General features: G+C 64.2%; 21 protein-coding genes. 10 read left to right on the plus strand and 11 right to left on the minus strand.

What is annotated here, in order from left to right; genetic code table 11:
• Positions 1 to 57 precede the first annotated feature (57 nt).
• From ACX80T_RS02125 to ACX80T_RS02135, 3 genes are all read left to right on the plus strand, one after another.
• Positions 58 to 1371: an ABC transporter substrate-binding protein gene (locus tag ACX80T_RS02125; protein WP_459303581.1), complete on the plus strand. Its 1314-nt coding sequence runs from the start codon at positions 58 to 60 to the stop codon at positions 1369 to 1371.
• A gap of 81 nt (positions 1372 to 1452) precedes the next feature.
• Entirely contained in the window at positions 1453 to 3471 is a 2019-nt protein-coding gene (locus ACX80T_RS02130) for a DUF6807 family protein (RefSeq protein WP_459303582.1), read from the plus strand.
• 8 nt (positions 3472 to 3479) lie between these two features.
• Positions 3480 to 4601 carry a M24 family metallopeptidase gene (locus ACX80T_RS02135; RefSeq protein WP_459303630.1) on the plus strand — a complete coding sequence of 374 codons (1122 nt, stop codon included), beginning with the start codon at positions 3480 to 3482 and terminating at the stop codon, positions 4599 to 4601.
• A gap of 23 nt (positions 4602 to 4624) precedes the next feature.
• Here ACX80T_RS02135 and ACX80T_RS02140 read toward each other — a convergent pair whose 3' ends face one another.
• The 5 genes from ACX80T_RS02140 to ACX80T_RS02160 are packed head-to-tail and all read right to left on the minus strand — an operon-like array spanning position 4625 to position 10533.
• Positions 4625 to 6079, minus strand: a complete 1455-nt coding sequence (locus ACX80T_RS02140; protein ID WP_459303631.1) for an aldehyde dehydrogenase (NADP(+)) — start codon at positions 6077 to 6079, stop codon at positions 4625 to 4627.
• 56 nt (positions 6080 to 6135) lie between these two features.
• Positions 6136 to 7203: a mandelate racemase/muconate lactonizing enzyme family protein gene (locus ACX80T_RS02145; RefSeq protein WP_459303583.1), complete on the minus strand. Its 1068-nt coding sequence runs from the start codon at positions 7201 to 7203 to the stop codon at positions 6136 to 6138.
• Positions 7200 to 8111: a 5-dehydro-4-deoxyglucarate dehydratase gene (locus tag ACX80T_RS02150; RefSeq protein WP_459303584.1), complete on the minus strand. Its 912-nt coding sequence runs from the start codon at positions 8109 to 8111 to the stop codon at positions 7200 to 7202. The genes ACX80T_RS02145 and ACX80T_RS02150 overlap by 4 nt, the downstream gene beginning before the upstream one ends.
• The gene (locus ACX80T_RS02155) at positions 8108 to 9139 is read right to left on the minus strand and encodes an NAD-dependent epimerase/dehydratase family protein (RefSeq protein WP_459303585.1); all 1032 of its coding nucleotides are present in this window, start codon (positions 9137 to 9139) and stop codon (positions 8108 to 8110) included. Before ACX80T_RS02155 ends, ACX80T_RS02150 begins: the two co-directional genes overlap by 4 nt.
• On the minus strand, positions 9136 to 10533 hold the full coding sequence (locus ACX80T_RS02160; RefSeq protein WP_459303632.1) for a Gfo/Idh/MocA family protein: 1398 nt from the start codon (positions 10531 to 10533) through the stop codon (positions 9136 to 9138). Before ACX80T_RS02160 ends, ACX80T_RS02155 begins: the two co-directional genes overlap by 4 nt.
• A 181-nt stretch (positions 10534 to 10714) precedes the next feature.
• Between ACX80T_RS02160 and ACX80T_RS02165 the strand changes: the two genes are divergently transcribed.
• Positions 10715 to 11731: a LacI family DNA-binding transcriptional regulator gene (locus tag ACX80T_RS02165; RefSeq protein WP_459303586.1), complete on the plus strand. Its 1017-nt coding sequence runs from the start codon at positions 10715 to 10717 to the stop codon at positions 11729 to 11731.
• Between the two features lie 62 nt (positions 11732 to 11793).
• On the opposite strand, the gene ACX80T_RS02170 is transcribed toward ACX80T_RS02165, so the two are convergent.
• Entirely contained in the window at positions 11794 to 13143 is a 1350-nt protein-coding gene (locus ACX80T_RS02170) for a glycoside-pentoside-hexuronide (GPH):cation symporter (protein WP_459303587.1), read from the minus strand.
• A 247-nt stretch (positions 13144 to 13390) separates the two neighbouring features.
• On the opposite strand from ACX80T_RS02170, the gene ACX80T_RS02175 reads away from it, so the two are divergent.
• From ACX80T_RS02175 to ACX80T_RS02185, 3 genes are read left to right on the plus strand one after another with little or no spacing between them, the layout of a single operon-like run.
• A complete protein-coding gene (locus ACX80T_RS02175) occupies positions 13391 to 14557 on the plus strand; it encodes a Gfo/Idh/MocA family protein (RefSeq protein WP_459303588.1) in 1167 nt (388 codons plus the stop codon).
• Positions 14554 to 15768, plus strand: coding sequence for a dihydrodipicolinate synthase family protein (locus ACX80T_RS02180; protein WP_459303589.1), 1215 nt, complete (start codon positions 14554 to 14556; stop codon positions 15766 to 15768). Before ACX80T_RS02175 ends, ACX80T_RS02180 begins: the two co-directional genes overlap by 4 nt.
• Positions 15765 to 16655: a sugar phosphate isomerase/epimerase family protein gene (locus ACX80T_RS02185; RefSeq protein WP_459303590.1), complete on the plus strand. Its 891-nt coding sequence runs from the start codon at positions 15765 to 15767 to the stop codon at positions 16653 to 16655. Before ACX80T_RS02180 ends, ACX80T_RS02185 begins: the two co-directional genes overlap by 4 nt.
• Before the next feature lie 205 nt (positions 16656 to 16860).
• Here the strand turns inward: ACX80T_RS02185 and ACX80T_RS02190 are convergent, their stop codons facing one another.
• On the minus strand, positions 16861 to 17499 hold the full coding sequence (locus tag ACX80T_RS02190; RefSeq protein WP_459303591.1) for an alpha/beta hydrolase: 639 nt from the start codon (positions 17497 to 17499) through the stop codon (positions 16861 to 16863).
• 8 nt (positions 17500 to 17507) lie between these two features.
• Positions 17508 to 18485: a ring-cleaving dioxygenase gene (locus ACX80T_RS02195; protein WP_019482172.1), complete on the minus strand. Its 978-nt coding sequence runs from the start codon at positions 18483 to 18485 to the stop codon at positions 17508 to 17510.
• 181 nt (positions 18486 to 18666) lie between these two features.
• On the opposite strand from ACX80T_RS02195, the gene ACX80T_RS02200 reads away from it, so the two are divergent.
• The 3 genes from ACX80T_RS02200 (at position 18667) to ACX80T_RS02210 (ending at position 21802) form a co-directional block, all read left to right on the plus strand.
• A complete protein-coding gene (locus ACX80T_RS02200) occupies positions 18667 to 19476 on the plus strand; it encodes a hydroxypyruvate isomerase family protein (RefSeq protein ID WP_459303592.1) in 810 nt (269 codons plus the stop codon).
• Between the two features lie 164 nt (positions 19477 to 19640).
• The gene (locus ACX80T_RS02205; protein ID WP_024476016.1) at positions 19641 to 20795 is read left to right on the plus strand and encodes a glycerate kinase; all 1155 of its coding nucleotides are present in this window, start codon (positions 19641 to 19643) and stop codon (positions 20793 to 20795) included.
• Positions 20796 to 20956: 161 nt separating this feature from the next.
• Positions 20957 to 21802, plus strand: coding sequence for an HpcH/HpaI aldolase/citrate lyase family protein (locus ACX80T_RS02210; RefSeq protein ID WP_116777976.1), 846 nt, complete (start codon positions 20957 to 20959; stop codon positions 21800 to 21802).
• 89 nt (positions 21803 to 21891) lie between these two features.
• Here ACX80T_RS02210 and ACX80T_RS02215 read toward each other — a convergent pair whose 3' ends face one another.
• From ACX80T_RS02215 to ACX80T_RS02225, 3 genes are all read right to left on the minus strand, one after another.
• Positions 21892 to 22974 (minus strand): fatty acid desaturase family protein, encoded by a 1083-nt coding sequence (locus tag ACX80T_RS02215; protein WP_116777975.1) that lies wholly within the window; start codon positions 22972 to 22974, stop codon positions 21892 to 21894.
• Between the two features lie 152 nt (positions 22975 to 23126).
• Positions 23127 to 23555, minus strand: a complete 429-nt coding sequence (locus ACX80T_RS02220) for a hypothetical protein (RefSeq protein ID WP_024476535.1) — start codon at positions 23553 to 23555, stop codon at positions 23127 to 23129.
• On the minus strand, positions 23545 to 23736 hold the full coding sequence (locus ACX80T_RS02225; RefSeq protein WP_024476534.1) for a helix-turn-helix transcriptional regulator: 192 nt from the start codon (positions 23734 to 23736) through the stop codon (positions 23545 to 23547). The genes ACX80T_RS02220 and ACX80T_RS02225 overlap by 11 nt, the downstream gene beginning before the upstream one ends.
• Positions 23737 to 23878 lie beyond the last annotated feature (142 nt).

The raw sequence follows: 23878 nt of genomic DNA on the forward strand, positions 1-23878 counted from the left end.
CCCACAAGATCAATCGAATCCACAATGCAGTCGAACAAATCACAGAAGAGGAAATCAATGACGAAATTCTCAGGCACTAATAAGAGCCGCAGCGCGGTGGCCATGGCCATGGCGCTCGGGCTGGGACTGACCGCTTGCGGTGGGGGTAGCGACAGCGCCAGTGACGCCTCCGGCGCTGCAGACATGCGCTTCTCTTGGTGGGGCTCAGACCCCCGCCATGAGGCCAATGAGCAGTTGATCTCAATGTTCGAGGAGAACAATGAGGGTGTCACCATCTCCGGTGAGTACGGCGACTTCGGCGGTTACTGGGACCGGCTGGCGACCACAACTGCAGGTGGCGACGCTCCAGACATCATCACCATGGATGAGAAGTATCTTCAGGAGTACGCCGGCCGCGGCGCCCTCGCCGATCTGAGCGAGCTCCCGGGCCTGGATCTTGGCAAGTTCGACGAGTCGGCCCTGAACCTGGGCCGGTACGAGGATGGCCTCTACGGGTTGAGTACCGGCCAGAACGCTTACGTGGTCATGGTGAACGAGGGTCTGTTCGAGGAAGCCGGTATGGAGTTACCGGATGACAGCACCTGGACCTGGGATGACTACTACGACATCTCGGCAGAACTCGAGGAGAAGCTGGGGGGTGATGCCCTTGGCACCGAGTTTGGAGCGCAGGACGTTGACCTGCGCATCTGGCTACGCCAGCAGGGCGAGTCCCTCTACAACGAGGAAGACGGCGGAGTCGGCTATAGCCCGGAGAACGTCACCTCCTGGTTTGAGCACCTTCTGACCGTGCGCGACGACGGCGGCGGACCTACCGCCTCCGAGTTCACCGAGAACTCCTCGGGAACTTTTGAAGCCGGCGAGTTCCCCACCAACCGCGCAGGGATGGGTTGGTACTGGTCCAACCAGCTGGCCGCCCTACGTACGGCGTCTGACAGCGACATCACCATGCTCCGTGTTCCATCGGAGTCAGGCAATGCAGCCGATAACGGTATGTACTACAAGGCCTCTATGTACTGGTCCGTTTCAGAGCAGTCAGAAAACAAGGAAGCGGCAGCCGAGTTTGTGAACTTCCTCGCCAACGACGCCGAAGCGGCAAAGGTAATGCTTGTTGACCGTGGGGTCCCGGTGAACCCTGACATGGCCGAGGCAATCACCCCTGAGCTGGGTGAGGCAGACCAGTCAGTGGTGTCCTTCCTGGACGAGATTCGTCCTGACATGGCTGAGGCCCCGCTGCCTTCGCCTGTCGGAGCCGGCGGCGTGCAGGATGTCGTGGGCCGGTACGTCTCGGAGGTGCTTTTCGAGACACTGACACCCGAGCAGGCAACCGAGCAGATGACCAGCGAGATCGAAAACCTGATCAGCGCAGGCTAGGAAACCTCAGGTGGGAGGGGATGGCATGACGCCGTCCCCTCCCACCTGTTCCCGGCCGCTTATCTACAGAAAGATCAACTGATGGCCCTCCCCGATGTTCACGCAGCAACCCCCCATCACACGGTGATGCAGCCGGTTCCGACGGTAGCCCTGGTTGGCGTGCATGGGTATGGAGCGCGCCACCTGGCCAACCTCGCTCGGCTGGAGGCGGAGGGACGGACGCGTTTGGTCGCCGTCGCGGATCCAACACCACCTCAGCCCGACACCCTTGATGCTTCAGTAGGGGTGTACCGCGATCTCGACGCCCTCGCCTATTCGGGAGCCAAGCCAGACATCGTGATCATTGCAACTCCCATCCAGTCGCACGCCCCGCTCGCCCAGACCGCTTTCACCCTGGGCAGCGACGTCTACCTGGAAAAGCCCCCTGTCGCGTCGATGGCGCAGTTCGAGGACCTCCTTGCCGCTGCAGCCGACTCTGCTTCAGTAGTCCAAACCGGGTTTCAGAGCCTGGGCTCCCTGGCCCTGGACCGTATTGATGAACTTGTTTCCACCGGAAAGATCGGCTCGGTGCGCGGGATCAGTGCTGAAGGTCGCTGGGTCCGTAGCCGAGGATATTTCAAACGGTCCCGATGGGCCGGCAAACGAACCCTCGACGGCGAAGATGTAGTTGACGGTGTAGCCACCAACCCCCTTGCCCACGCCGTGGCAACTGCCCTCCGGGTGGCCGGCGCCCGCACCCGGGCCGACATCTTGTCGGTCGAGACCGACCTGTTCCGCGCGCACGAGATCGAAAGCGACGACACCACGGCCCTGCGGATCCGCACCGCCTCCGGGCAGACAGTACTCTGCGCGCTGACCCTGGCCGCGTCGACCCAGGAACGCCCCAGCGTCACGGTAGAAGGCACCAGCGGGCGGATCGTCTTCTACTACACCGAGGATGAGCTCGCTGTCACCACAGCCGCAGGCGACCAGATTGAATACTTCGGCCGAACCGATTTGCTCGAGAACCTGCTGGCCCACCGCTCCGAAGGCGTTCCCCTCCTGAGCCCGCTCGAATCCGCAGGCGCTTTCATGACCGTAATGGAGGCTATTCGGACCGCCGAAGCACCCCGCGCCATTCCGTCCAGATTCATCACCTGGCAGGGCGACGCAGATGACGCCCACCCGGTGGTGCACGACGTCGAATCCCTGATTCGGCGTGCACAGCGGGCGCAGGCCCTCTTCAGTGAACTCGTCCCGGAGTGGACCGGGGCGACCTCCTCAGCCAAGAGCTTCACGCTCGACGGAAAGACCGTCGCCGACCATCGCGACGGCAGCACCATCGCGCCGCCGCTGGCCCCCCGACCATACCTTCACCCGGTACGCACCCTCGGTGGCACGGTCGTCACCGACCATCTGCCACTGGACCATGTCTGGCACCTGGGCGCGGGAGTCGCCATCCAGGATGTCAACGGCGTAAATTGTTGGGGCGGCCGCACCTACCGCAGGGAAGCGGCCGGGTACATCTGGCGGGACGACCACGGGCGCATCGAATCCACCGGCTCGGAGGCAACCGGCACAACGCTCACCGAGACCCTGGTCTGGACCGGACCTGACGAATCGGTCCTGCTGGATGAAATACGCCGCTGGTCCTGGGCCCAGGTGGACCGCTCCACCTGGCTGCTCACCCTGGAGTTCACCCTCACCGCTCGCGGGACCCGGGTGGAGCTCGGCAGCCCAGGGTCCAACGGGCGGACAGGAGGCGGCTACGGTGGGTTCTTCTGGCGGCTGCCCCCAGTGAGCGAAACCAACATCCACACGGCCGACGCTGCCGGGGAAGCGGGCGTCCACGGAACTACCTCCCCGTGGCTGGCAGTTGACGCCCAGTTTGGCGGCAGCGACGCGACCCTGCTGTTCCTGGCCTCCCCGGAGGCGCCCGACCCCTGGTTCGTCAGGTTGGAGGGATACCCCGGCGTCGGCCTGTCGCTGGCCTGGGAGCATCCGGTGGTCCTCGAACCGGGGTCCGCGCTGACCAGGACCGTCAAGGTCATGGTCGCCGATGGCAGGCTCGACGCCCCAGGTATCGAAGCCCTCCTCAATCGCACCATGGGCCGGAAGTGAGCGGCGGCATGCTGGTCGGTGACCCTGCGCTCCCTGCGCCCAGCAATCCGGAGGATCAACCCACCGCAGCGGATCAGGCAGCCGACCGGCAAACCAAACGGAGCCGGGTTCTGGCGGCCCTTGAACGGCGAGGCCACGAAGCTGTTCTTCTGACCACCAACACGGTCCTGACCTGGTATCTCGGCGGTAGCCGGGTTCACATTAGTCTGGCCGGGGACCCGGTGGCTGCTGTGCTGGTGACCCGCGACGGGGATCATCTGGTGACCTTCAATAACGAGATCGAACGGCTCACGGCCGAGGAGCTTCCGCCCGGGCTCGCGCTCCACCAGGTGCCGTGGCATCAGCCCCTGCACGACGTCGCCGGCTGGTTCGGGACCGGAATCTCCGCCGTTGCCGAAGCGGAGGTGAGCCGCGACCTGCGTGACGCCCGCCGCAGCCTCCTGCCCGTCGAACTCGGCAGGTACCGGTCGCTGAACCGGGAGGTCGCAACGATCCTGACCGACGTTTTGGCAACGGTGACGCCGCAGACCACGGAGCGGGAGGTAGTAGCTGCCCTGGCCGGGCTGGTGACCGCCGCTGGTGCTGAGCCCCTCGTCCTGCTGTGCAACGGCAGCAGCCGGTCGGCCTTCCGGCATCCACTGCCCACCAAATCATCGCTGGGGGCCGGGGCCATGGTGGTGGTCTGCGCGCGCCGTCACGGCATGGTCGCAAACGTTACCCGGTGGGTGCGGTTTGGTGGTGCAACTGCAGCAGCGCTCGACGCCGAGCGGCGGATCGCGTTGGTGGAGCGGGATATCTTCAACGCAACGGTGCCCGGTACGCGGTTGAATGAAGCCTTCAGCGTGCTCCGGGCGTCCTATCAGAAGCACGGTTTTGGTGCTGACCAATGGCAACTGCATCACCAGGGTGGTCCGGCGGGCTACGCGGGGAGAGACCCCCGGGCCACGCCAGCTACTGACGACGAGGTGCTGGCCAACCAGGCCTTTACCTGGAACCCGTCGGCTCCCGGCGTGAAAATCGAGGACACGGTGCTGGTGGGCGACGCGGGGATTGACGTGCTCAGCGTTGACCCACGCTGGCCAACCATCGGGGTAGGCAACCGAAACCGCCCCACAACTCTTCAGCTGTAGGGCGGTTTCGGTATTGGTGGACGCTAGCTGGAGACGGTGAGCTGACCGTCAACCCGGCGGGGGATGCCGAGTGGATTCTCCTCCTGCAGTGCCGGGTGGAGCATTGCTTCTGGTGCGTCCTGATAGGCGACGGGACGCAGGAACCGGCGGACCGCCGTCGCGCCCACCGAGGTGAAAAGGGAGGTCGTGGCGGGCCACGGACCGCCGTGCTGCTGGGCCCAGTTCACTGCGACACCGGTGGGCCAGCCATTGAACAGCACCCTGCCGGCGAGACCTGACAGTTGCGTCACCAGTGCCGTGACGTCCTCGCCAGCCTCAGCGTGGATCGTTCCGGTCAGGCTGCCGGGTACTTTTTCAAGAACGGCTGCGAGTTCATCCTGGTCGGTGTACTCGATGAGCACCGTTGTCGGGCCGAAGCACTCCTCCAGGATGGTCTCCGGGTTGGCCAGCACAGCCGAAGCGCTGGTGGAGAAGACCACCGGGGCTGCCTCACCGCTGGCCGATTGCTGGGCTATCTCACCGCTGAGCACCTCGACGCCTGGCTGGTCCGCGAGCTGCCGGAGGCCGTCAGGGTAGGCCTCGGCGATCCGGGTGGTGAGCATGGGTGCCTCGCCCTTGGTCGCGGCAGCTGCGGCAACCTGTGCCGGGAAGTCGGTGCCCGCTGGGATGAACACCAGCCCCGGCTTGGTGCAGAACTGTCCGGTGCCCATGGTGAAGGAGCCCACCAGGCCCTCGGCGAGTTCAGTGCTGCGCGCGGCGAAGGCGGTAGCCGTCACGACGACGGGGTTCAGGCTGCCCAGTTCGCCATAAAAGGGGATGGGGTCGGGCCTGGATACCGCGAGATCAAACAAGGCGCGGCCGCCGGGGATGGAGCCGGTGAAGCCAACCGCTTTGATGGCTGGATGCTGCACCAGTTCGGTTCCCGCACTGCGGCCGCTGATCAGGGCGAAGATACCGCGGGGCGCACCGGCCTTGTCGAGCGCGTCGGCGACGATCTCGGCGGTGCGTTCGGAAAGTTTCAGGTGTCCCGAGTGGGCTTTCACGATCACCGAGCAGCCCACGGCGAGAGCTGAGGCTGTATCACCGCCCGCCACAGAGAAGGCGAAGGGGAAGTTGGAGGCCGAGAAGACACCGACTGGGCCGAGCGGGCGCAGTATCCTTCGCAGGTCCGGTTTCGGCGGCGCCGCCGAAGGGTCTGCGTGATCGATGATGGCCTCCAGGTAGGAGCCCTCGGTAATCACTTGCGCGAAGAGACGCAACTGGCCGGTGGTTCGACCAACCTCGCTCTTCAGGCGGACTGGCCCCAACCGGGTTTCAGTATCGGCAAGAGCTACCAGTTCGTCCGCGTTCGCATCCAGTGCGTCGGCAGCGGCGATCAGCCAGGTGGCACGCTCAGCGTCGGTGGCTGCTGCAGCAATGGCCGCCGCGGCAGTGGCGGCTTTGGTGAGCTCATTGAGCTCTGAAGTGGTGGTCACGATGTGTTCCTCTTCCAATAGATGGGTCAGCGGTCTGTGCTGATGCTGACCGGATGGTTTCAGGGGGCGAAGCGAAGGCCGAGGCCAACCTGCCCTGTGGTGGTGAGTTTCCCATTAATGATGGAGATTGGGCTGGGTCCGGCCAGTACGCCAAGGCCTTCGAACGAGGCGTCCTCGACATCTTCCACCCAGGTCGGTTCGGCCAGGGTGAGCGCCAATTGGCCCGACAGTTCGGGCAGCAAATGTGGGGTGATTTTGATGCTGTGGGCACGGGCCAGTTCGACGATCCGCCGGAAGGGAGTAATACCCCCCACCCGGACAATGTTTGGCTGAATGATGTCCACGGCTTCGGCTGCGATGAAATCACGGAAGCGGTAGATGGTGTGGACGTTCTCCCCGAGGGCGATCGGCACGCGGGAGTGCTTCCGCAGCCGGGCATATGCCCAGAGGTCGTCGGCTCGCAGAGGCTCCTCAAGCCACTCCAGATCAAACTCTTCCAAGGCATCAATGGCTCGCAGTGCGGTCGGCAGATCCCACCGCTGGTTGGCGTCGATCATGAGTTTCCGGTCTAATCCAAGGACGTCCCGGACGGCGGCGACGCGTTCCACATCCTCCCGGATGTGCGGTTTGCCGACCTTGATCTTGACAGCAGTTTTACCTTCCGAAACCCACCGGCCCACCTGGGCTACCAGCTCATCCTGGGTGTAGTGCAGGTTCACCCCCGACCCGTAGACGTTCACGGCGTCCTGGCGCTGACCCAGCAACCCGGCCAGTGAGGAGTTATGTTCCTTCGCGGCCAGGTCCCACAGTGCCAGGTCAACCCCCGCCATGGCAATGGTGGTGAGCCCGCCGCCGCCGGCCTCGTGCAGCCACTTCCACAGCTGGTCCCAGACGATCTCCGGATTGGCTTCGAGCCCGTTGATGAATGGGGCGATATCGTGCTCCAGCAGCGCCTGGACAGCGTGGGCGCCGATGGTGGGGGTCCACGAGAAGCCGAGCCCGGTGCGACCGTCGTCGGTGCTCACCTCAGTGGAGACGACATGAACCTCGGGAACGTCAGGACCCCACGGCCGGGACAGCTCGATGGTGTGCAACCGGGTGGTCAGCCCGGTGATGCGGGCACTCATGCGTGGGCGGACGCCAGGGTGTGGCCAGCTTCGAGGATGCGCTTGAGCTCAAGCAGTTGGTCCTCGGTGGGATCGACGAGTGGGGGGCGCACCGACCCGTACGAGTGTCCCGCCAGGCCGAGCCCAGCCTTGATCAGCGACACGCCAAACCCTGGGGTCTGGTCGCGCAGGCGCACCAGCGGCTCGTAAAAGCCGGTCAAGAGTTCCTGACGGCGGTCCTCATCCTGGTTGACGTACGCACGGTAATAGGCGTTGGCGATGTCAGGTGCCATCGCGAAAGCGGCCGAAGAATACAGTGGAATGCCCAGGCCGCGGTAGGCGCCCTGAGTGAGTTCGGCGGTGAGTAGACCGTTGAAGAACAGGAAGTCGCGGCGTCCCGAGGCTTTGACGGCGGACACAATTTCCTGGGCGAGGCCGACGTCGCCCATGCCGTCCTTGAAGCCAATGACTTGAGGATTTGCGGCGAGGTGGGTCATCGCTGCCGCAGTGAAGCGCGCATTGGCCCGGTGGTAGACGATGACCGGCAGGCTGGTTGCTGCGGCGATGGTTTCAACGTAGGCAATCAGCCCTGCAGTCGGACCGTTGACCAGATAGGGGGGCAGGACCAGTAGCGCATCAGCCCCAGCCTGCTCTGCAGCCCGCGCCGTGGCGAGGGCATGACCGAGCGGACCACCGGTGCCTGCGACGACCGGTACGGCCCCCGCAACCACCTCGACTGTTGCGCGCACCACGTCACTGACTTCCTCGATGCTGAGCGCATGGAACTCACCGGTGCCGCAGGCGGGGAAAACTCCGCCTGGCTGGTGTTCCATCCGAGCGCCCACGTGTTCTTTCAGGGCCTCAAGGTCCACTGTGTTGTCCGGGGAGAACGGGGTAACGGGAAAGAAGAGAACGCCGTCGAATTTCATGGGTTTACCTGGTTTCCGCGCGAGGCTGTTGCCAGCTCGGCTGCAATATCGAGGGTGGGCGGTGCTGCGGGGGAGAGGGAATCCGACCCGGAGGGCTGCAACTCCGAACGCCAGCTGCGGCGGGGCGACCAGCCGAGCAGTCGGTGGGCCTTCTCGACGGAGAAGGCCGGGTGGGTGCCGGTTAAGGATTCAGCGAGGGGCCCACTATTGGCGATGAACTTCGGTAGCAGGACCGCCAGCGGCTCCGTGGCCAGCGAGTCAGCCGCGCCAACAAAGAAGGTTTGCCCGTTGGGGATGGAGTCCATCTTTTGGAGCAGCACGTCAAGGAAATCGGACACATCACGGGCGTCAACATAGTTGAACAGTGCTGGCGCCGCGAGCGCCGGATCAGCGAGCCGCTCTTCGACCGTATGACCCTGCTGTGTTGGCGCCCCACGCCACTCTTCCGGGGAGATGACGAAGCACGGACGGAAGGCGGCGTACCGGCTGCGCTCCCCATGCGAAATGGTGAACATCTCCATGATCTGCTCGGCCAGGTGTTTGGACAGGGCGTAGGCGTTCCATGGTTGGGGCGGTGTGGTTTCGTCCAGGGGAAAGGCGGCTGGAAGCCACCCTGACGGGGCGCCATAACCGAGCACTGTGGGGCTGCTGGCCGTAATGATCTTGCCGACGCCCAGATCGGTGGCTGCCTGGAGTACGGTGAACGCCAGCCGGCTGTTGGTGTTGAAGATGACGTCTTCGGGTGCGCTGAAGGGGACGGCGATGGCCGCCAGATGGATCACCGAGTCTGGCCGGTGGGCCTGGATGATTCGGAATGGCTCACCGTCGGTCAGTAGATCCGCGGCCTCCTGGATTACACCAGCGGGGAAGATGCCCTCGGGAGCCCTGTCGCGGTCCACAGAGACGACGTCGTAGCCGGCCTCCGCGAGACCTGTGACGACGCTGCGCCCCAGTCTGCCCGCTCCACCCGTCACGAGGACAGTACCCCGATCTGGTGGGGTATCGCCGATTGACGTGGTGCACGTCATGGCGTCCGCCGGAGGTCCATGCCGAGGCCTAGATCGGGGATGCGCACGGGCATGCCATTGGCCAGAGACTCGTTGCCTGCGATCCCGACGGCGACCGCGCTCAGACCGTCGATATAGCCGGAGGGGCGTCCCAATGGGTCGGCGCCAGGGCCGTTGAACAGATCGGACAGGAGCAGTCGGTCGCCGCCACCATGAGCCCCTTCGCCGTTGTGGATGGTGACCTCGGATGCTGGTTCCCAGTGGCGCTGGACGATGAGGCGCTCGCCGTTGCGGCGAACCTGGTCGTCCTCGCTGATGGGCGTTGCGCTGGGGTCGACCACGTCCTTCTTCTCGGCGCTGCCAGACACTGCTGCGCGCTCAACCACTTCGAGTTCGGCGCGGCCTTCGGTACCGTTAACCGAGACCCGGTAGCCCTCCCAGGGGCTGTGGGCGTTGAGGGAGTAGGAGAGGGTGGAACCACGCTGGTAGTCGACCACGAGGGCCAGGTTGTCCTCGATGGTGATGCCACCGGCAAAGACGTCCTGGTCGCGTCGGTAGCCGTCGTGGTGTTCGTTCTTGAGGTAAAGCGATTCGAGGCGGGAATCTTCCCTCAGGTCCAGGGCGAAGGGATCCGCGTCGGCCCCATCGTGGGTTCCGCGGTCGTTCCGCTCCCCGAGACCGCGGGCCGCAGCGTTCTTATCGCCGTAGAAGCGGAGGGCTCCCGAGGCATAGACGCGCTGCGGGACGTCGTCGATCCACCAGTTGACGAGGTCAAAGTGGTGGGATGCCTTGTGGATGAGTAGGCCGCCCGACTTGTCCTTTTCGCGGTGCCACCGACGGAAGTAGTCAGCGCCGTGGACGGTGTCGAGCATCCAGCTGAAGTCCACCGAGGTGATCGTCCCGAGGGCTCCGCTCTGGATGACTTCCTTGAGCGCACTGTTGCGGGGGGAATACCGGTAGTTGAAGGTGACAACCACGCTGTGACCGGTCTGCTCGACGGCCGCCGTGATTCGCTGGCATCCTTCCGCATCTATGGTCAGTGGCTTTTCCACGACGACGTCGGCGCCCGCTTCAAGTGCTTCAACGATGTAGTCGGCGTGGGTGTAATCAGGGGTGGTGACGATGAGCCGCTGGACGTCATTGTCACGGATGAACGCGGTGAGATTCTCCGGCTGGAAGGTGGGAACCGTCGAATCGGGTGCCTTGGTGAGGTGGCGGATCACGTTCTGGTAGTGCTCCACCCGGCCCGGGTTGGTGTCACTGAGGCCGACGAGGGTGGCTACATCTGCGTGAGTATCGAGGATAGCCTCGATGTACATTTCGGAGCGGGCGCCGGTGCCAATCAGCGCGAACCGGGTCCGGGTATCGGAGGAGGCGTCGGCGCTCGCCAAGGCAGAGTCGGGCAGTAGGTCCACTGTGTCAACGTTGGTCACAGGATATCCCTTTCCAGGAACGGGGTGTGGGATCCAGCTGGATGCGAACAGCTGAACGAGAAAACGTTTTCTGAAAGCGTTATATAGTTTGTATCAAGTAAGGGTGCATCCGTCAACAGGGCGTAGCGTGGAGCACCGAACCGAATGGATGTAGGACGGTCTTATGGCTAAGCGATCCACCACACGTCGCACCGGCATTGCCGACGTGGCCAAACACGCCGGAGTTTCGCACGCCACGGTGTCCCGGGTAATGAACGGAAACTTCACAGTAGATCCGGTGATTGCCCAGCGTGTCCGCGATTCGGCGGCAGAGCTGAAGTACTATCCCAATTCGGTGGGACGGTCACTCGCCCTCGGGAAAACCGACACGATCGGGGTGGTGGTGCCCGACCTCGGAAACCCCACGTTCCAGGCCATGCTGCGCGGTGTCAGCAGGGCGGCGGCGAGGGACGGGTACCGGGTGCTGATCGCGGACTCTTCGGAGGTGTTGAGCGAGGAAGCCATTCTCGCGGCCGAGGCGCGACGGCGGTGTGACGGCGTCGTGCTCTGCGCCCCGCGCATGAGCGATGCTGAACTTCAGGAGCTGGCATCCGCGCTGCACCCGCTGGTACTGATAAACCGCACGGTCGCTATCGAGAATACTCCGTCCCTTTCCGCCAACTACGGGCAGGGTATTCAGGAGCTTGCCTCTTACCTGGTGGAGTTGGGCCACAAGCGGCTGGCGTTCCTCTCTGGGCCCGCGCAGAGCGCCTCGAACCGGCTGCGCGTGGACGGGTTGACCCAGTTCGTGGCCGAGCATCCCGACGTCGAACTCCAGACACTGTCCGGTGGCGTGAGTTTTGCGGAGGGACACGAATCTGTTGAGCGAATTCTTGCTTCGGGGGCCACTGCGGTGCTCGCGTTCAACGACCTGGTGGCGATGGGGTTGCTCAGCGGCCTTCATGAGCGGGGGGTCGACGTACCAGGCGAAATTTCGGTGACCGGGTTCGATGACATTCCGTTTGCTCGCTACACCACGCCTCCGTTGACTACAGCTGCGGTTCCTATTACCGAACTGGGTGAGGCTGCCTGGGAACGAATGAAAGCGGTACTGCAGGAAGATGAGGGCGTCAGCCTTGCGACGACCTTTAGCCCGCAGGTCGTTGCCCGTGGGAGTACTGGTCCCGTCCCGCCCGGCTAACCCGGCAGGGAGGTCGTCGCAGCCGCGCAGGGTTGGGCGGGGTGATGCTGGGTCGAACCGGCTCAGGGTGAGGGGCGACCCTGGATGGTGGCGACCAGTTCGGCGTGGGTGCGATCGGTGAGGCGATACCAACCCATCACTGCGACTGCGGCCAGGATGGCAAGCGCCGGCGCGAGCCCCGCGGCTACCCGAATGCCCAACAGTGCTGCTTCGGACTGCTGGACGGCGCCCGACTGATAGCCGCCCCAGGCCAACGCGAAGGCGGCCAGAGCGCCACCGAACGCCATCCCGATTTTTCGGGTGGAGGACAGTAGGGAGTAGTTTATGCCGTCGGACCGCACCCCTGTTTTCCACTCGCCGTACTCGACCGTGTCGGCGATCAGGGCCCAGACCATGATGCTCACACTGGCGGCACCAGCGAGGGCGAGGAAAATCCCCAGCAGGGCGACCCAGACGAGCTCCGTCGGTGCGGCGAAGACGAGGATTCCTCCGACGGCACTGGTGAGCCCACCGGCGATATAGATGCTGCGCTTGCCGAAGCGGTGAACCAGGCGTGGAGCGGTTGCGGCGAGGGTCAACGTGAGCAGGACCTGCGCCAAGGCCACTATCGGGAAGAGATCCAGCCGCTGCAGCACGTCCCTGAGATAGAACAGCTTGGCCGTATTGGTGACCACATTTGAGGTCATGAAAAGCAAGGAACTGATGCAGAGTACCAGCAGGGGAGTGTTGCCCTTCAGTGCTGCACCAGCCTGGCGGAGAGAGAGCTTCGGAGACGCCTGATGGAGTTGCTCCCGGGTAGACAGGGCGCAGAAGAGGTAGAGGCCGGTGCCTGCAATGGCGAAGCCAATGGTGAGCGTCGTGAAAATGCCCTGCAGGTCGGCGCCCGCACCCAGAAGTGGCGCCACGAAAACACCGAGGATTGAGCTGGTCGCCAGTCCCCCGATCGTCCGCGCGCTGGCCAGCCGGGCGCGGCTCCGCGGGTTGCGTGTCATGGCGCCAACGAGGGCGCCGTAGGGAACGTTGACCATGCTGTAGGCGAGGCAGAACGCGAAGTAGGTGACATACGCGTAGATCAACTTGCCTGCGGGATCGAGTCCGGGGACGTGAAACATCGCGACACACAACGAGAGCGGGATGGCGCCAAACAGGAGGAACGGGCGAAATTTACCGAGCCGGCGATGGTAATTCCGGTCAGCCAGGCGGCCGGCAAGGATATCGGTGACCCCGTTGAAAAGCCCTGCAAGAAGCAGGACGGTACCGGCCGCTGCTGCAGGAATGCCCGCGACGTCGGTGTAGTAGACGAGCAGGAACATGCCGATGGTGGTGAATGCCATGCTGTTTGCCATGTCCCCCGCCCCATATCCGGCGATGGCCACCGGGCGGGGTTCGATTCCTACGGTGGGTTGGGTCATGTGGCGCCCGAGCCTTTCTGGAAATGAGCAGCCGGACGCGAGCGCTGGAAGGCAATGAGGAGTGCGCAGGTTCCGAAGAAAGCGTTTTCTTGGAAGGTAGCAGGCAGGTTGAGGTGTGGTCAATGTAAGCGGACTGATGACACTCGACTGACCCTTGACGAACTCTGAAGCAGAGGACTAATGTGGAAAGCGCTTTCCAATCTTTTGGTTCTAATTCATTTCCGCCCAAGCTTTCGGGAGACAACCCATGACCAGCACTCGCACCCTCCGCATCGCCATGAACGGGATCACCGGACGGATGGGGTACCGCCAGCATCTGCTACGCTCCATCCTGCCCATCCGCGAAGCTGGAGGAGTACTCCTTGCGGACGGCAGCCGCGTGCAGGTGGAACCCATCCTGGTGGGGCGCAACGAGTCGAAAATCCGCGACCTTGCCCAGCAGCACAAGGTGGAGCACTGGACCACCGATCTGGACGGCATCATCAATGACCCCACCGTCGATATCGTCTTCGACGCGTCAATGACGTCGCTGCGTGCGGCGACCCTCAAAAAGGCCATGGCGGCCGGCAAGCATATCTATACCGAGAAGCCGACCGCAGAAACCCTTGGCGAGGCCGTTGAGCTGGCCCGGATTGCCAGGGACGCCGGGGTGACCGCCGGGGTGGTACACGACAAGCTCTACCTTCCCGGGCTCGTGAAACTCCGTCGCCTAGTCGATGAGGGGTTCTTTGGTCGCATCCTGTCCCTCCGCGGCGAGTTCGGCTACTGGGTCTTCGAAGGCGAGATTCAGCCAGCCCAGCGGCCCTCCTGGAACTACCGCAAGGAAGACGGCGGCGGCATGACCACCGATATGTTCTGCCACTGGAACTACGTGCTCGAAGGCATCATCGGTGAGGTTCGCAGCGTCAACGCCAAGACCGCCACCCATATCCCCGCCCGCTGGGATGAGCAGGGCAACGAGTACAAGGCGACTGCCGATGACTCCGCCTACGGCATCTTCGAACTGGAAACCCCCGCGGGTGACAGCGTCATTGCCCAGATCAACTCCTCATGGGCCGTCCGGGTCTACCGCGACGAACTGGTTGAATTCCAGATCGACGGAACACATGGTTCGGCAGTCGCCGGGTTGAACAAGTGCGTCGCCCAGCAGCGCGCCCACACCCCGAAGCCGGTGTGGAACCCGGACCTGCCCGTCACCGAGTCCTTCCGGGACCAGTGGCAAGAAGTTCCAGCCAACGCCGAGCTGGACAACGGCTTCAAGCTGCAGTGGGAGGAGTTCCTGCGCGACGTCGTCGCCGGTCGCGAGCACCGCTTTGGTCTGCTTTCGGCCGCCCGCGGAGTCCAGCTGGCCGAGCTGGGACTGCAGTCCTCGGCCGAGCGCCGCACCCTCGATATTCCGGAGATCGCCCTGTGACCGCCATCCACCTCCCTACCCGGGACGGGACCTTTGAGCGGCGCGAACTGCGGGAGGTGAGGTCGTGGCCCAAGCCCGTGGCGCCGCTGACTTCGCGGCACGTGTACGCCGCAGCCCATGTCATCCCCGTCGTCACCGCGGACAACACCCCCGGCTCCCCAGCCGTGCTCGATTGGGACCATACCCTCGCCTACCGACGGGAACTGTGGTCCTACGGGCTGGGCGTCGCTGATGCCATGGACACTGCGCAACGGGGGATGGGTCTGGACTGGCCCGCCACCCAGGAACTGATCCGTCGTTCCGGAGCGGAAGCCGCCGTCGTCGTAGCCTCCGACGCTCCCGCCACCCGCGGCAAGTCGGTGCGCGACATCCTCGCCTGTGGTGCGGGCACCGACCAGCTGGATCTTGCGGGCCTCCCTGCTGGACGCGCTGGCCTGGACGCGGTCATCGAGGCTTACCGGGAGCAGATCAAGGTAGTGTCCGGCGCTGGCGCGAAGGTGATCCTGATGGCATCGCGGGCGCTTGCCGCCGTCGCGGACGGTCCCGATGACTACGTGTACGTGTATGGCACGCTGCTCGCCGAGGTCGACGAGCCGGTGATTCTGCACTGGCTGGGGACCATGTTCGATCCCGCCCTCGCAGGGTACTGGGGTAGCGACGATGTGGCTGCTGCGACCCGGACGTTCAGCGACCTCATCGCGGCGAATACCGCGGCGGTGGATGGGGTGAAGGTGTCGTTGCTGGATGCCGCCCACGAGGTGGCGTTGCGCGCGGACCTACCCGCCGGTGTCCGGCTCTACACGGGAGACGACTTCAACTATCCCGAGCTGATCCACGGCGACGGCACCCACCATTCAGACGCTCTCCTGGGAATCTTCGCAGCGATTTACCCTGCCGCTTCGGCGGCGCTGCAAGCCTACGACGACGGCGACGCCGCCCGGGGCCGTGAAATCCTCGACTCGACCCGGGAGCTCGGCAAGCACATCTTCAGCGCCCCGACCCAGTATTACAAGACCGGGGTAGTGTTCCTGTCCTGGCTCAACGGCAAGCAGCCGGGTTTCCAGATGGTGGGCGGCCTGCATTCGGGGCGCTCCGTGCTCCACCTGACTGAGACCTTCACGCTAGCCGACACCGCTGGCCTGCTGATCGACCCGGAGCTGGCTGCCCACCGCTTCGGCCAACTGCTCAGCGCCTACGGAGTGAGCGCATGAGCAGACTTGATTTCAGTCGGCTATCCATCAACACTGCCACCACCAAGAGCCTCACGCTGCAGGAGGCGGTTCGGGTCTATGCCGACGCAGGCCTCCAGCACATCGGCGTATGGCGTGACCGGGTCGCCGAAGCCGGCCTGGACAAGGCGGTACGGCTGGTCCGCGAAGCCGGCCTGGAGGTGTCGAGCCTGTGCAGGGGAGGTTTCCTGACCGCCGCCGACGCCGACGGGCAGCAGCGCGCCCTCACCGACAACACTGCGGCCATTCGTGAAGCCGCGGCACTCGGCACCCGGGAACTGATCATGGTGGTGGGCGGGCTTCCCGCAGCCAGCGCGCTGATTGGGGGACCCGCCGTCGACCCCTCAACACCGGGCGCTAAGGACGTTGCCGCGGCCCGCCGACGGGTGGCCGACAGGCTCGCTGAGCTGGTTCCGGTGGCGCAGCAGCACGGGGTTCGACTGGTGCTGGAGCCGCTGCACCCGATGTATGCGGCTGACCGGGCCGTACTCTCCACCCTGGGGCAAGCGCTCGATCTTGCGGAGCCTTTCCCCTCGGACACCGTCGGGGTAGTGGTGGATACGTTCCACGTCTGGTGGGACCCTTCCCTGGAGGCGTCGATTGCCCGCGCCGGGTCCGAGGACAGGCTCGCGTCGTACCAGGTGTGTGACTTCAACCTACCGATTGCGGCCCATGCGCTGCTCTCCCGCGGCTACATGGGCGACGGTTTTGTCGATTTCGCCACTATCGGGCGATGGATCGCCCAGACCGGCTATGCCGGTCCGGTGGAGGTCGAAATCTTCAACCAGGCCATCTGGGACAGCCCGGGAGCCGACGTCGTCGAGACGGTGAAATCCCGCTGGGCGCAGCACGTGCTCCCGCACCTCTAAGTCCCGCCAGGATCGGGCCCCTCACCCCAGGATCGAGTCAACAGATATAGCAGGTTTCCGGTCGGAAATACGTTATCTCTGTTGACTCGATTGGTGAGGACGCTCGATGGTGAGGACGCTCGATGGTGCGGGCGCTCGATAGTGGGGCCGTGGGGCCGTGGGGCCGCGTGGTCTGCCTGGCTTGGTGGGAGGCTGGCCGGAGGGATCAGCTCGTCGTCGTGGCCGTTCGGGAGCTGACCCATGCTGCCGCGCCCTCCACCTCCGAGGCGTGTACCCCGTGCCCGCCCTCGCGGACGCTCTGGTGAACGTCGGCGCCGGCGGCGTCGAGCACCGACTTCAGCTGCATCACGCTGGTTAGTGGCGCCATCGCATCCGCCTCCCCGTTGAAGAGGGCGACGGCGGTGCCCGCCAGGCCGCCGTCGACCGTCCGGTCACCCAACGGGTACATGCCGGAGAAGGCGACGACGTCAGTCAGCACCTCGGGGTGCAGCAGCACCGTAGCGAGCGCGATATTCGCGCCGTTCGAGAACCCGACGGCGATGATCTTCCGGCCCCCAAGGCCGTGATGTTCCCGCGCCCAACCGATGAAGTCGGTAAGCTCGCCCGCGCGCCGGACGACGTCGTCGACGTCGAACTGGCCTTCGCCGAACCGCCGGAACCACCGGTTCATGCCCTGTTCCTGCACCGGGCCACGAGGGGAAAGATAGCCGGCGCCGGGTGCGAGGCGTTCGGCGAGCGGCAGGAGGTCGTGCTCAGTCCCACCTGTGCCGTGGAGCAACAGCAGGACCGGGCTAGCCAGGGTTCCTGCGTGATACAGGTGCGGCCAGTTCTCAACGTTGGTCATCTCGATTCCTAACTCAGGAAAGTAGCGATTGACGGATTGTTCTCCGCTGGCACGTCGATCTTCGCGACCGCGTTGGAGATGGCGTCACGGTTCGGCTCGAGCCATGGTGGCAGCTTCAGGGAGCGGCCCAGTTCGAGCAGCGGCTCGTCGATGTCGAAGCCTGGGGTGTCGGTGGCGATTTCCAGGAGGGTTCCGCCGGGCTCCCGGAAGTAGATCGAGGTGAAGTACTGGCGGTCGAGGATGGCTGTCACGGCGTACCCGCGGTCGGCCAGGTCCTGGCGCCAGAGCTCCTGAGTGGCCTGGTCGGGCACCCGGAAGGCGATATGGTGCACGGTGCCGCCGGCTACGAGGCCACGCTCGCCGCGGCGGTCGGTGACGATGTCAACAACTGTTCCGGGCTCGCCATTGTGTGTGCTGAGCCGGTACCTGCCATCGGTCTCGCTGAGGATGTTCATGCCGAGGTCGCGGGTGAACGTTTCGAGGCTGGCGGTGGGGTCCTCGACGGTGAGCACTGAGGAGTGCTGCCCGCGGACCGCGTATTCGGCTGGCACCGAGGCGGAGTCCCAGGGGTTGCGGGGGTCAGAGAGCGACGATGCCACGAGGTCAATCTGCAGGCCGTCAGGGTCACGCAGTGACAGGCGTTCTTCCTCGGAGGAGGCGCGAGCAATCACCGAGTCGACCCCGATAGCTTTGAAGTGGTCCTGCCACCAGCCGAGGCTGCCCTGCGGGACAGAGAATGCAGTGGTGGTGGACTGTCCACTGCCGACCTTGCCGCTGCGAATGCCCTGCCAGGGGAAGAAGGTGAGGAGGGAGCCGGGATTGCCCGCTTCGTCCCCGTAGTAGAGGTGGTAGGTGCCGGGATCATCGAAATTCACTGTCTTCTTCACGAGCCGCAGGCCTAGACCCTTGATGTAGAAGTCGATGTTCTTCTGGGGGTCACCAGCAATTGCGGTGACGTGGTGGAGCCCTTCGGTCTGTGCGGTCACAACTTCCTCCTCGATAGATCCAGCGCTCGACGCCGGTATGTAGATGCAAACGCATGGACCCACGGGTTTGTTCCCGGGGTGTAGATGGGGGGAACTGGTTGACGCACTTCCGTGATCCTCCTAACATTTCGCAAGGCGAAGAATACTTCCGAGATGCGGAATCACCGATGAGAGAATCCATATGACTTACACCGTGAACTGTTCAATCCTCTTCACCGAGCTGCCGCTATGGGACAGACCAGCTGCCGCGAAGGCCGCCGGCTTCGATGCGGTCGAGTTTTGGTGGCCATTCCCCACTTCAACGCCCACCGCAGCCGAAGTTCAAGACTTCGAAGACGCCATCACGAATGCGGGAGTCCAGCTGACGGGCTTGAACTTTAATGGCGGTGATATGCCGGGCGGGGATCGAGGTCTGGTCTCATGGCCGGCCCGCAGCGAGGAATTCCGAGCCAACGTTCCGGTCGTCGTCGGTATTGGCGAGCGGCTGGGTTGTAAGCACTTCAACGCCCTTTACGGGAACCGGCTGGAGGGCGTGAGCGCGCAGGAACAGGACACGCTGGCCGTCGACAATCTGGTCCTGGCCGCCAACGCTGTCGCAGCAATTGGCGGGACGGTCCTCCTGGAGCCAATCAGCGGTGCAGACCGTTACCCACTCAAGACCGCCCAGGACGCGCTCAGCGTCATCGCCAATGTCCACGCCCACGGCGCCACCAACATCAAACTGCTCGCCGATTTCTACCACCTGTCAGTGAATGGCGACGACGTCGGCGGAGTCATCGAAGCACACGCCGAGGACTTTGGACATATCCAGATCGCCGATGCACCAGGGCGCGGGGCACCCGGCAGCGGTGACCTTCCGCTTGCCGACTGGATCGATCGCAGTCGAACCCTCGGATATCAGGGCCCGATCGGCCTCGAATACAAGAGCCCCCCGGAGCAGGCGTTCACCTGGCTTGGCCGGCAGCTGTCAGGTGAAAGCCGCATCGGTTGACCGCTTGCGTCGACGTGACGACTGGCAGGAACACCCCTTCACAGGATGTAGAACACCACGGCCACCATTGGACACCCTCGGCAATCCGTTCGGTGGTGGCGTTTCACTTGCTGCACCGGGCTGTCCCGAGGCCGCAGCCGGCCCACCAATGATCTAATGGCGGTATGCGCATAGTGATTGCACCGGACAAGTTCAAGGGTTCACTCTCCGCCCCCGAGGTCGCCGAGGCAGTGGCCGCGGGGTTGCGCGGCGCGCTGGGACCCGATTCGATCCTCAACATTGAGCAGGTGCCAGCGGCCGACGGCGGCGAAGGGACTCTCGATGCGGCCGCCGCCGCCGGATTTTCCCTCCTGATCACCACGGTCACCGGCCCCACGGGTGAGCCGCTGGAAGCGCCGATTGCGATCCGCGGTTCGCAGGCAGTGATTGAAATGGCACTCGCGTCGGGCCTGGCCGTATTGCCGAACAGCACGCTCGATGCGGGCGGCGCCACCAGCCGAGGCACCGGTGACCTCATTCGCTTCGCGCTCGACCACGGCTGCACCGACATCGTGCTCGGGGTGGGCGGCAGCGCCAGCACCGACGGCGGGGCGGGCCTGCTGGCCGGACTGGGCGCACGATTGCTCGACGACGACGGCGGTGACCTTCCGCCCGGTGGTGCAGCGCTCGTCCACCTCGCATCAATCGACCTGACTGGTCTTGACCAACGCCTGTCGACAGCTTCGATCACTCTCGCCTCCGACGTCGACAACCCACTCCTGGGCCCCAACGGCGCCGCTGCAGTGTTCGGCCCGCAAAAGGGCGCCACCGCCAGTGATGTCGAGAATCTCGATACCGCCCTCGGACGGTTCGTGAGCGTTCTGGCGACAGTAGCCGGCCCCGCGATCGATGAGGCGGCCACCGCGCCGGGTGCCGGTGCCGCCGGTGGGGTGGGGTTCGCTGCGCTCGCCGTGTTGAACGCGCGGCGACGGCCGGGCATCGACGTCGTCCTGGAGTTGACGGGCCTGGCCGAGAAGCTGCGCGACGCAGACCTGGTGATCACGGGAGAGGGCAGCCTCGATGAACAGAGCCTGGGCGGAAAGACCCCCATGGGAGTGGCGACCGCAGCGGCGGTGGCGAACGTCAGGGCTATCGCCGTCTGCGGGCGCACCGTCCTGACGCCCGACCAGTTATCCACGGCCGGGTTTGAGCGCACCTTCGCGCTGACGGACCGGGAACCCGACGTCGAGCTGTGTATTGCCAACGCTGCCAGTCTGCTGGAGGAAGTGGGCAAGGAGATCGCTGCTTATGTTGGTCTTACCCAGCAGTGCGCCCGCTAGGCCAAGCCACCAATGTTCAGGGCAACTCACCTAACTGCTGACCATGTCTACCAGCATCTGAGCGCTTAGGCCGGGGATTGGGGCTGGTTTTGTTCGTAGTGTTTGGGTCAGCTTCGGTGCTGCGGTGGATTATGGCTCCGACCGTTCAGTAGTGTTCATATATGGCCTCCTTAAGAAACAGCCGCGCAGCTGCGCTCCCCGCCAAGCTCTCCCGTTCCTGGCTCCTTGCCTCCGCGGCGTCTGAGGCCAACTTCGCGCCTGCCCTCACCTCCGAGGCGGACTCCGTAGTGTTCGACATGGAAGACGCCGTTCCCGCCGATGGCAAAGCCGAGGCGCGGGAGCGGGTGGTGGAGGCACTCTCCACCGGGATGACGGCCTGGGTGCGAGTCAACGGCATCGAAACCGATTTCTGGGCCGACGACCTCGCGGCACTCTCCAAGGCTCCCGGACTACGCGGGGTCATGCTGGCCATGACGGAGAAGCCCGAGCAGGTCACCCACACCGCCATGCGACTTCAGGCGGGCACTCCGGTGCTGGCCCTGATCGAGTCGGCGCTGGGTATTGAGAACGCCACATCGATTGCCAGCGCACCGGGCACGTTCCGACTCGCGTTTGGCGTCGGTGACTTCCGGCGAGATACCGGAGCCTCCGACGAGCCGATGGCCTTGGCCTACGCCCGCGCCAAACTGGTGGTTGCTTCGCGGGTGGGTCAGCTGCCCGGCCCTATCGATGGTCCAACCGTTGGAGCGCTGGGGGACACCCTGCTGGAGGCCTGCAAGGTGACCGCCTCGATGGGCATGACCGGCAAGCTCTGCCTGCTACCTGACGCCACCGACACCATCAACAAGGGTCTCTCGCCGAGCGAGTCCGAGATTATGTGGGCGCATGAACTTCTCGTTGCGCATGAGGCTGGGGCCGTCGTCGGTGACGGATCCTATCTTCCCCGTCTGGCCCGAGCCCAGAAAATCTCTTCACTGGCCGATTCCTACGGACTGTGGAACGCCTAAACACCCACCTCGGACATAGAAACTGCCCTGCCCGTCAGGTCCGCCGCTAGCGGCAGATCTGACCCGCAGGGCAGTTTTTATGTGTCGGGCTATTGGTGCCGGTATTTGTTGACCATGGGGCAGTCGAAGGGGTCGCGTGCGGCGAGGCCTACCCGGTTGAGGTAGGACACTACTGCGCCGTAGGAGGCTGCGACGCCGACCTCGGTGTAGGGGACTTTGAGGCGTTCGCAATGCTCGCGGACGATCAGGGCGGCCTTGCGCAGGTGTGGGCGGGGCATGTCCGGGAACAGGTGGTGCTCGATCTGGAAGTTCAGGCCGCCGAAGGCGTTGTTGACGAAGTTGCCGCCGCGAATGTTGCGTGAGGTGAGGACCTGTTTCTGGAAGAAGTCCAGTTTGCTGTTCTTGGGGATGATCGGCATGCCCTTGTGGTTGGGGGCGAAGGAGGCTCCCATGTAGATGCCGAACACGGCCATCTGAACGCCGATGAAGGCAAACGCCATGCCGACGGGCAGGAACCAGAACAGGACGCCGAGATAGGCGCCGAACCGGATCGCGAGGAGAGCCAGTTCGATCCAGCGGCCCTGGACAGCCCCCGGCCGGAACAGGGTGCCGATCGACTTGGCGTGCAGGTTCAAACCTTCGAAGGTCAGCAGCGGGAAGAAGAGGTAGCCCTGGCGGCGGGTGATCCAGGCGTGGAGTCCCTTGGCTTTGGCTGCGTCTTCCTCAATGAAGGAAATGGTATCGATCTCAATGTCCGGGTCCTTGCCCACCACGTTGGGGTCGTTGTGATGGCGGGTGTGTTTATTCATCCACCACTGGTAGCTGATGCCGACGACGCCGGCGGCCAGGATCCGTCCGGACCAGTCGTTGGCCCCGCGGGTCTTGAAAATCTGCCGGTGGGAGGCCTCGTGGGCCAGGAACGCGATCTGCGTGAAGACGACGCCGAGCACGGCGGCGATCAATAACTGGAACCAGGTATCGCCCAGCAGGGCGAAACCGGTCCAGGCGGCACCCATGGTCAACGCCAGTGCAGCGAAGACGGAAACGTAAAAGCGGCGGCGACGGTTCAGCAGACCTTCTTTGCGTACCTGCTTCAGCAGCGTCGCATAGGAGGCGACGACGTCGTTCGGCTTAGCAACGCGCACGCTACGGCCGGAGGTTGTAGTACTCATAAGTGTCCCTGCGTTAGATTCTGTCCCCAGCAGACGAAGGGATGCTAAACCCGCGGATATACGTAGTTTATGTGAGTTAGATGTATGCCGCCTGTAAGTATGCGCCCTACGGCATAGTTAGTGATCTGTGAGGATGGACGCCCAAAGAGGCGTCAGCTCTTACGGTTGATCGCAACGAACGCGACGGCTCCCACCAAAGCTTGTGCCAGCAGCAGCAAAGCCAGAACCATCTCCACGGCAGCCCCAAAGCCCACGGCTATTGCCGCGATGGCGGTCAGCGGGACCGCTAGGAGTCCTAGGATTGCCAGCGATCTGGTGAGGACGGCGTTGTCCCGTTCATCGCCCGTCTGGGTCCAGGCGCGTTCGAAGGTGCTCACTCGTGAGGGGGTCTTGGTGATGCGCCACAGGCCAATCAGGGCGGCGACCAGGCCGACGGCGCCGCCCGCCAGAAGGCCAGCCCCCATATTTCCCGGCCCGTACTCCTGAAGCAACAGCCCTGTCAGGATGAGACCAGTCAGCCCTGCCAGTACCAGCCCGAGGACCGCGGCCTTTTGCTTTGAGGTATAGGTGCTAGTCGACATGGAAGATCTCCTCTACGGTGCTGCGAAAGTGTCGGGCGATAGCTATGGCCAGTGGGAGCGACGGATCGTAGCGGCCGGTCTCAATGGAATTGATGGTCTGACGCGAAACGTCGAGGACTTCTGCGAGTTCACGTTGGGAGATGCCAGCCGCGCGGCGGAGCGTACTGAGATCGTTCCTCACTGGAAACCAAAGTGGTCAAGGAAGCTTGTCATGGGGTCAAGCTTCCTTGACTTCTGCCATCATGTCAAGCTTCCTTGACCTTTCGTGGGCGAAGGAGGGTCAGTCTCGGCGTGGCCTGTATTTGACATACCCCTAGGGGTAT

Source organism: Arthrobacter sp. Sr33, assembly GCF_054511195.1.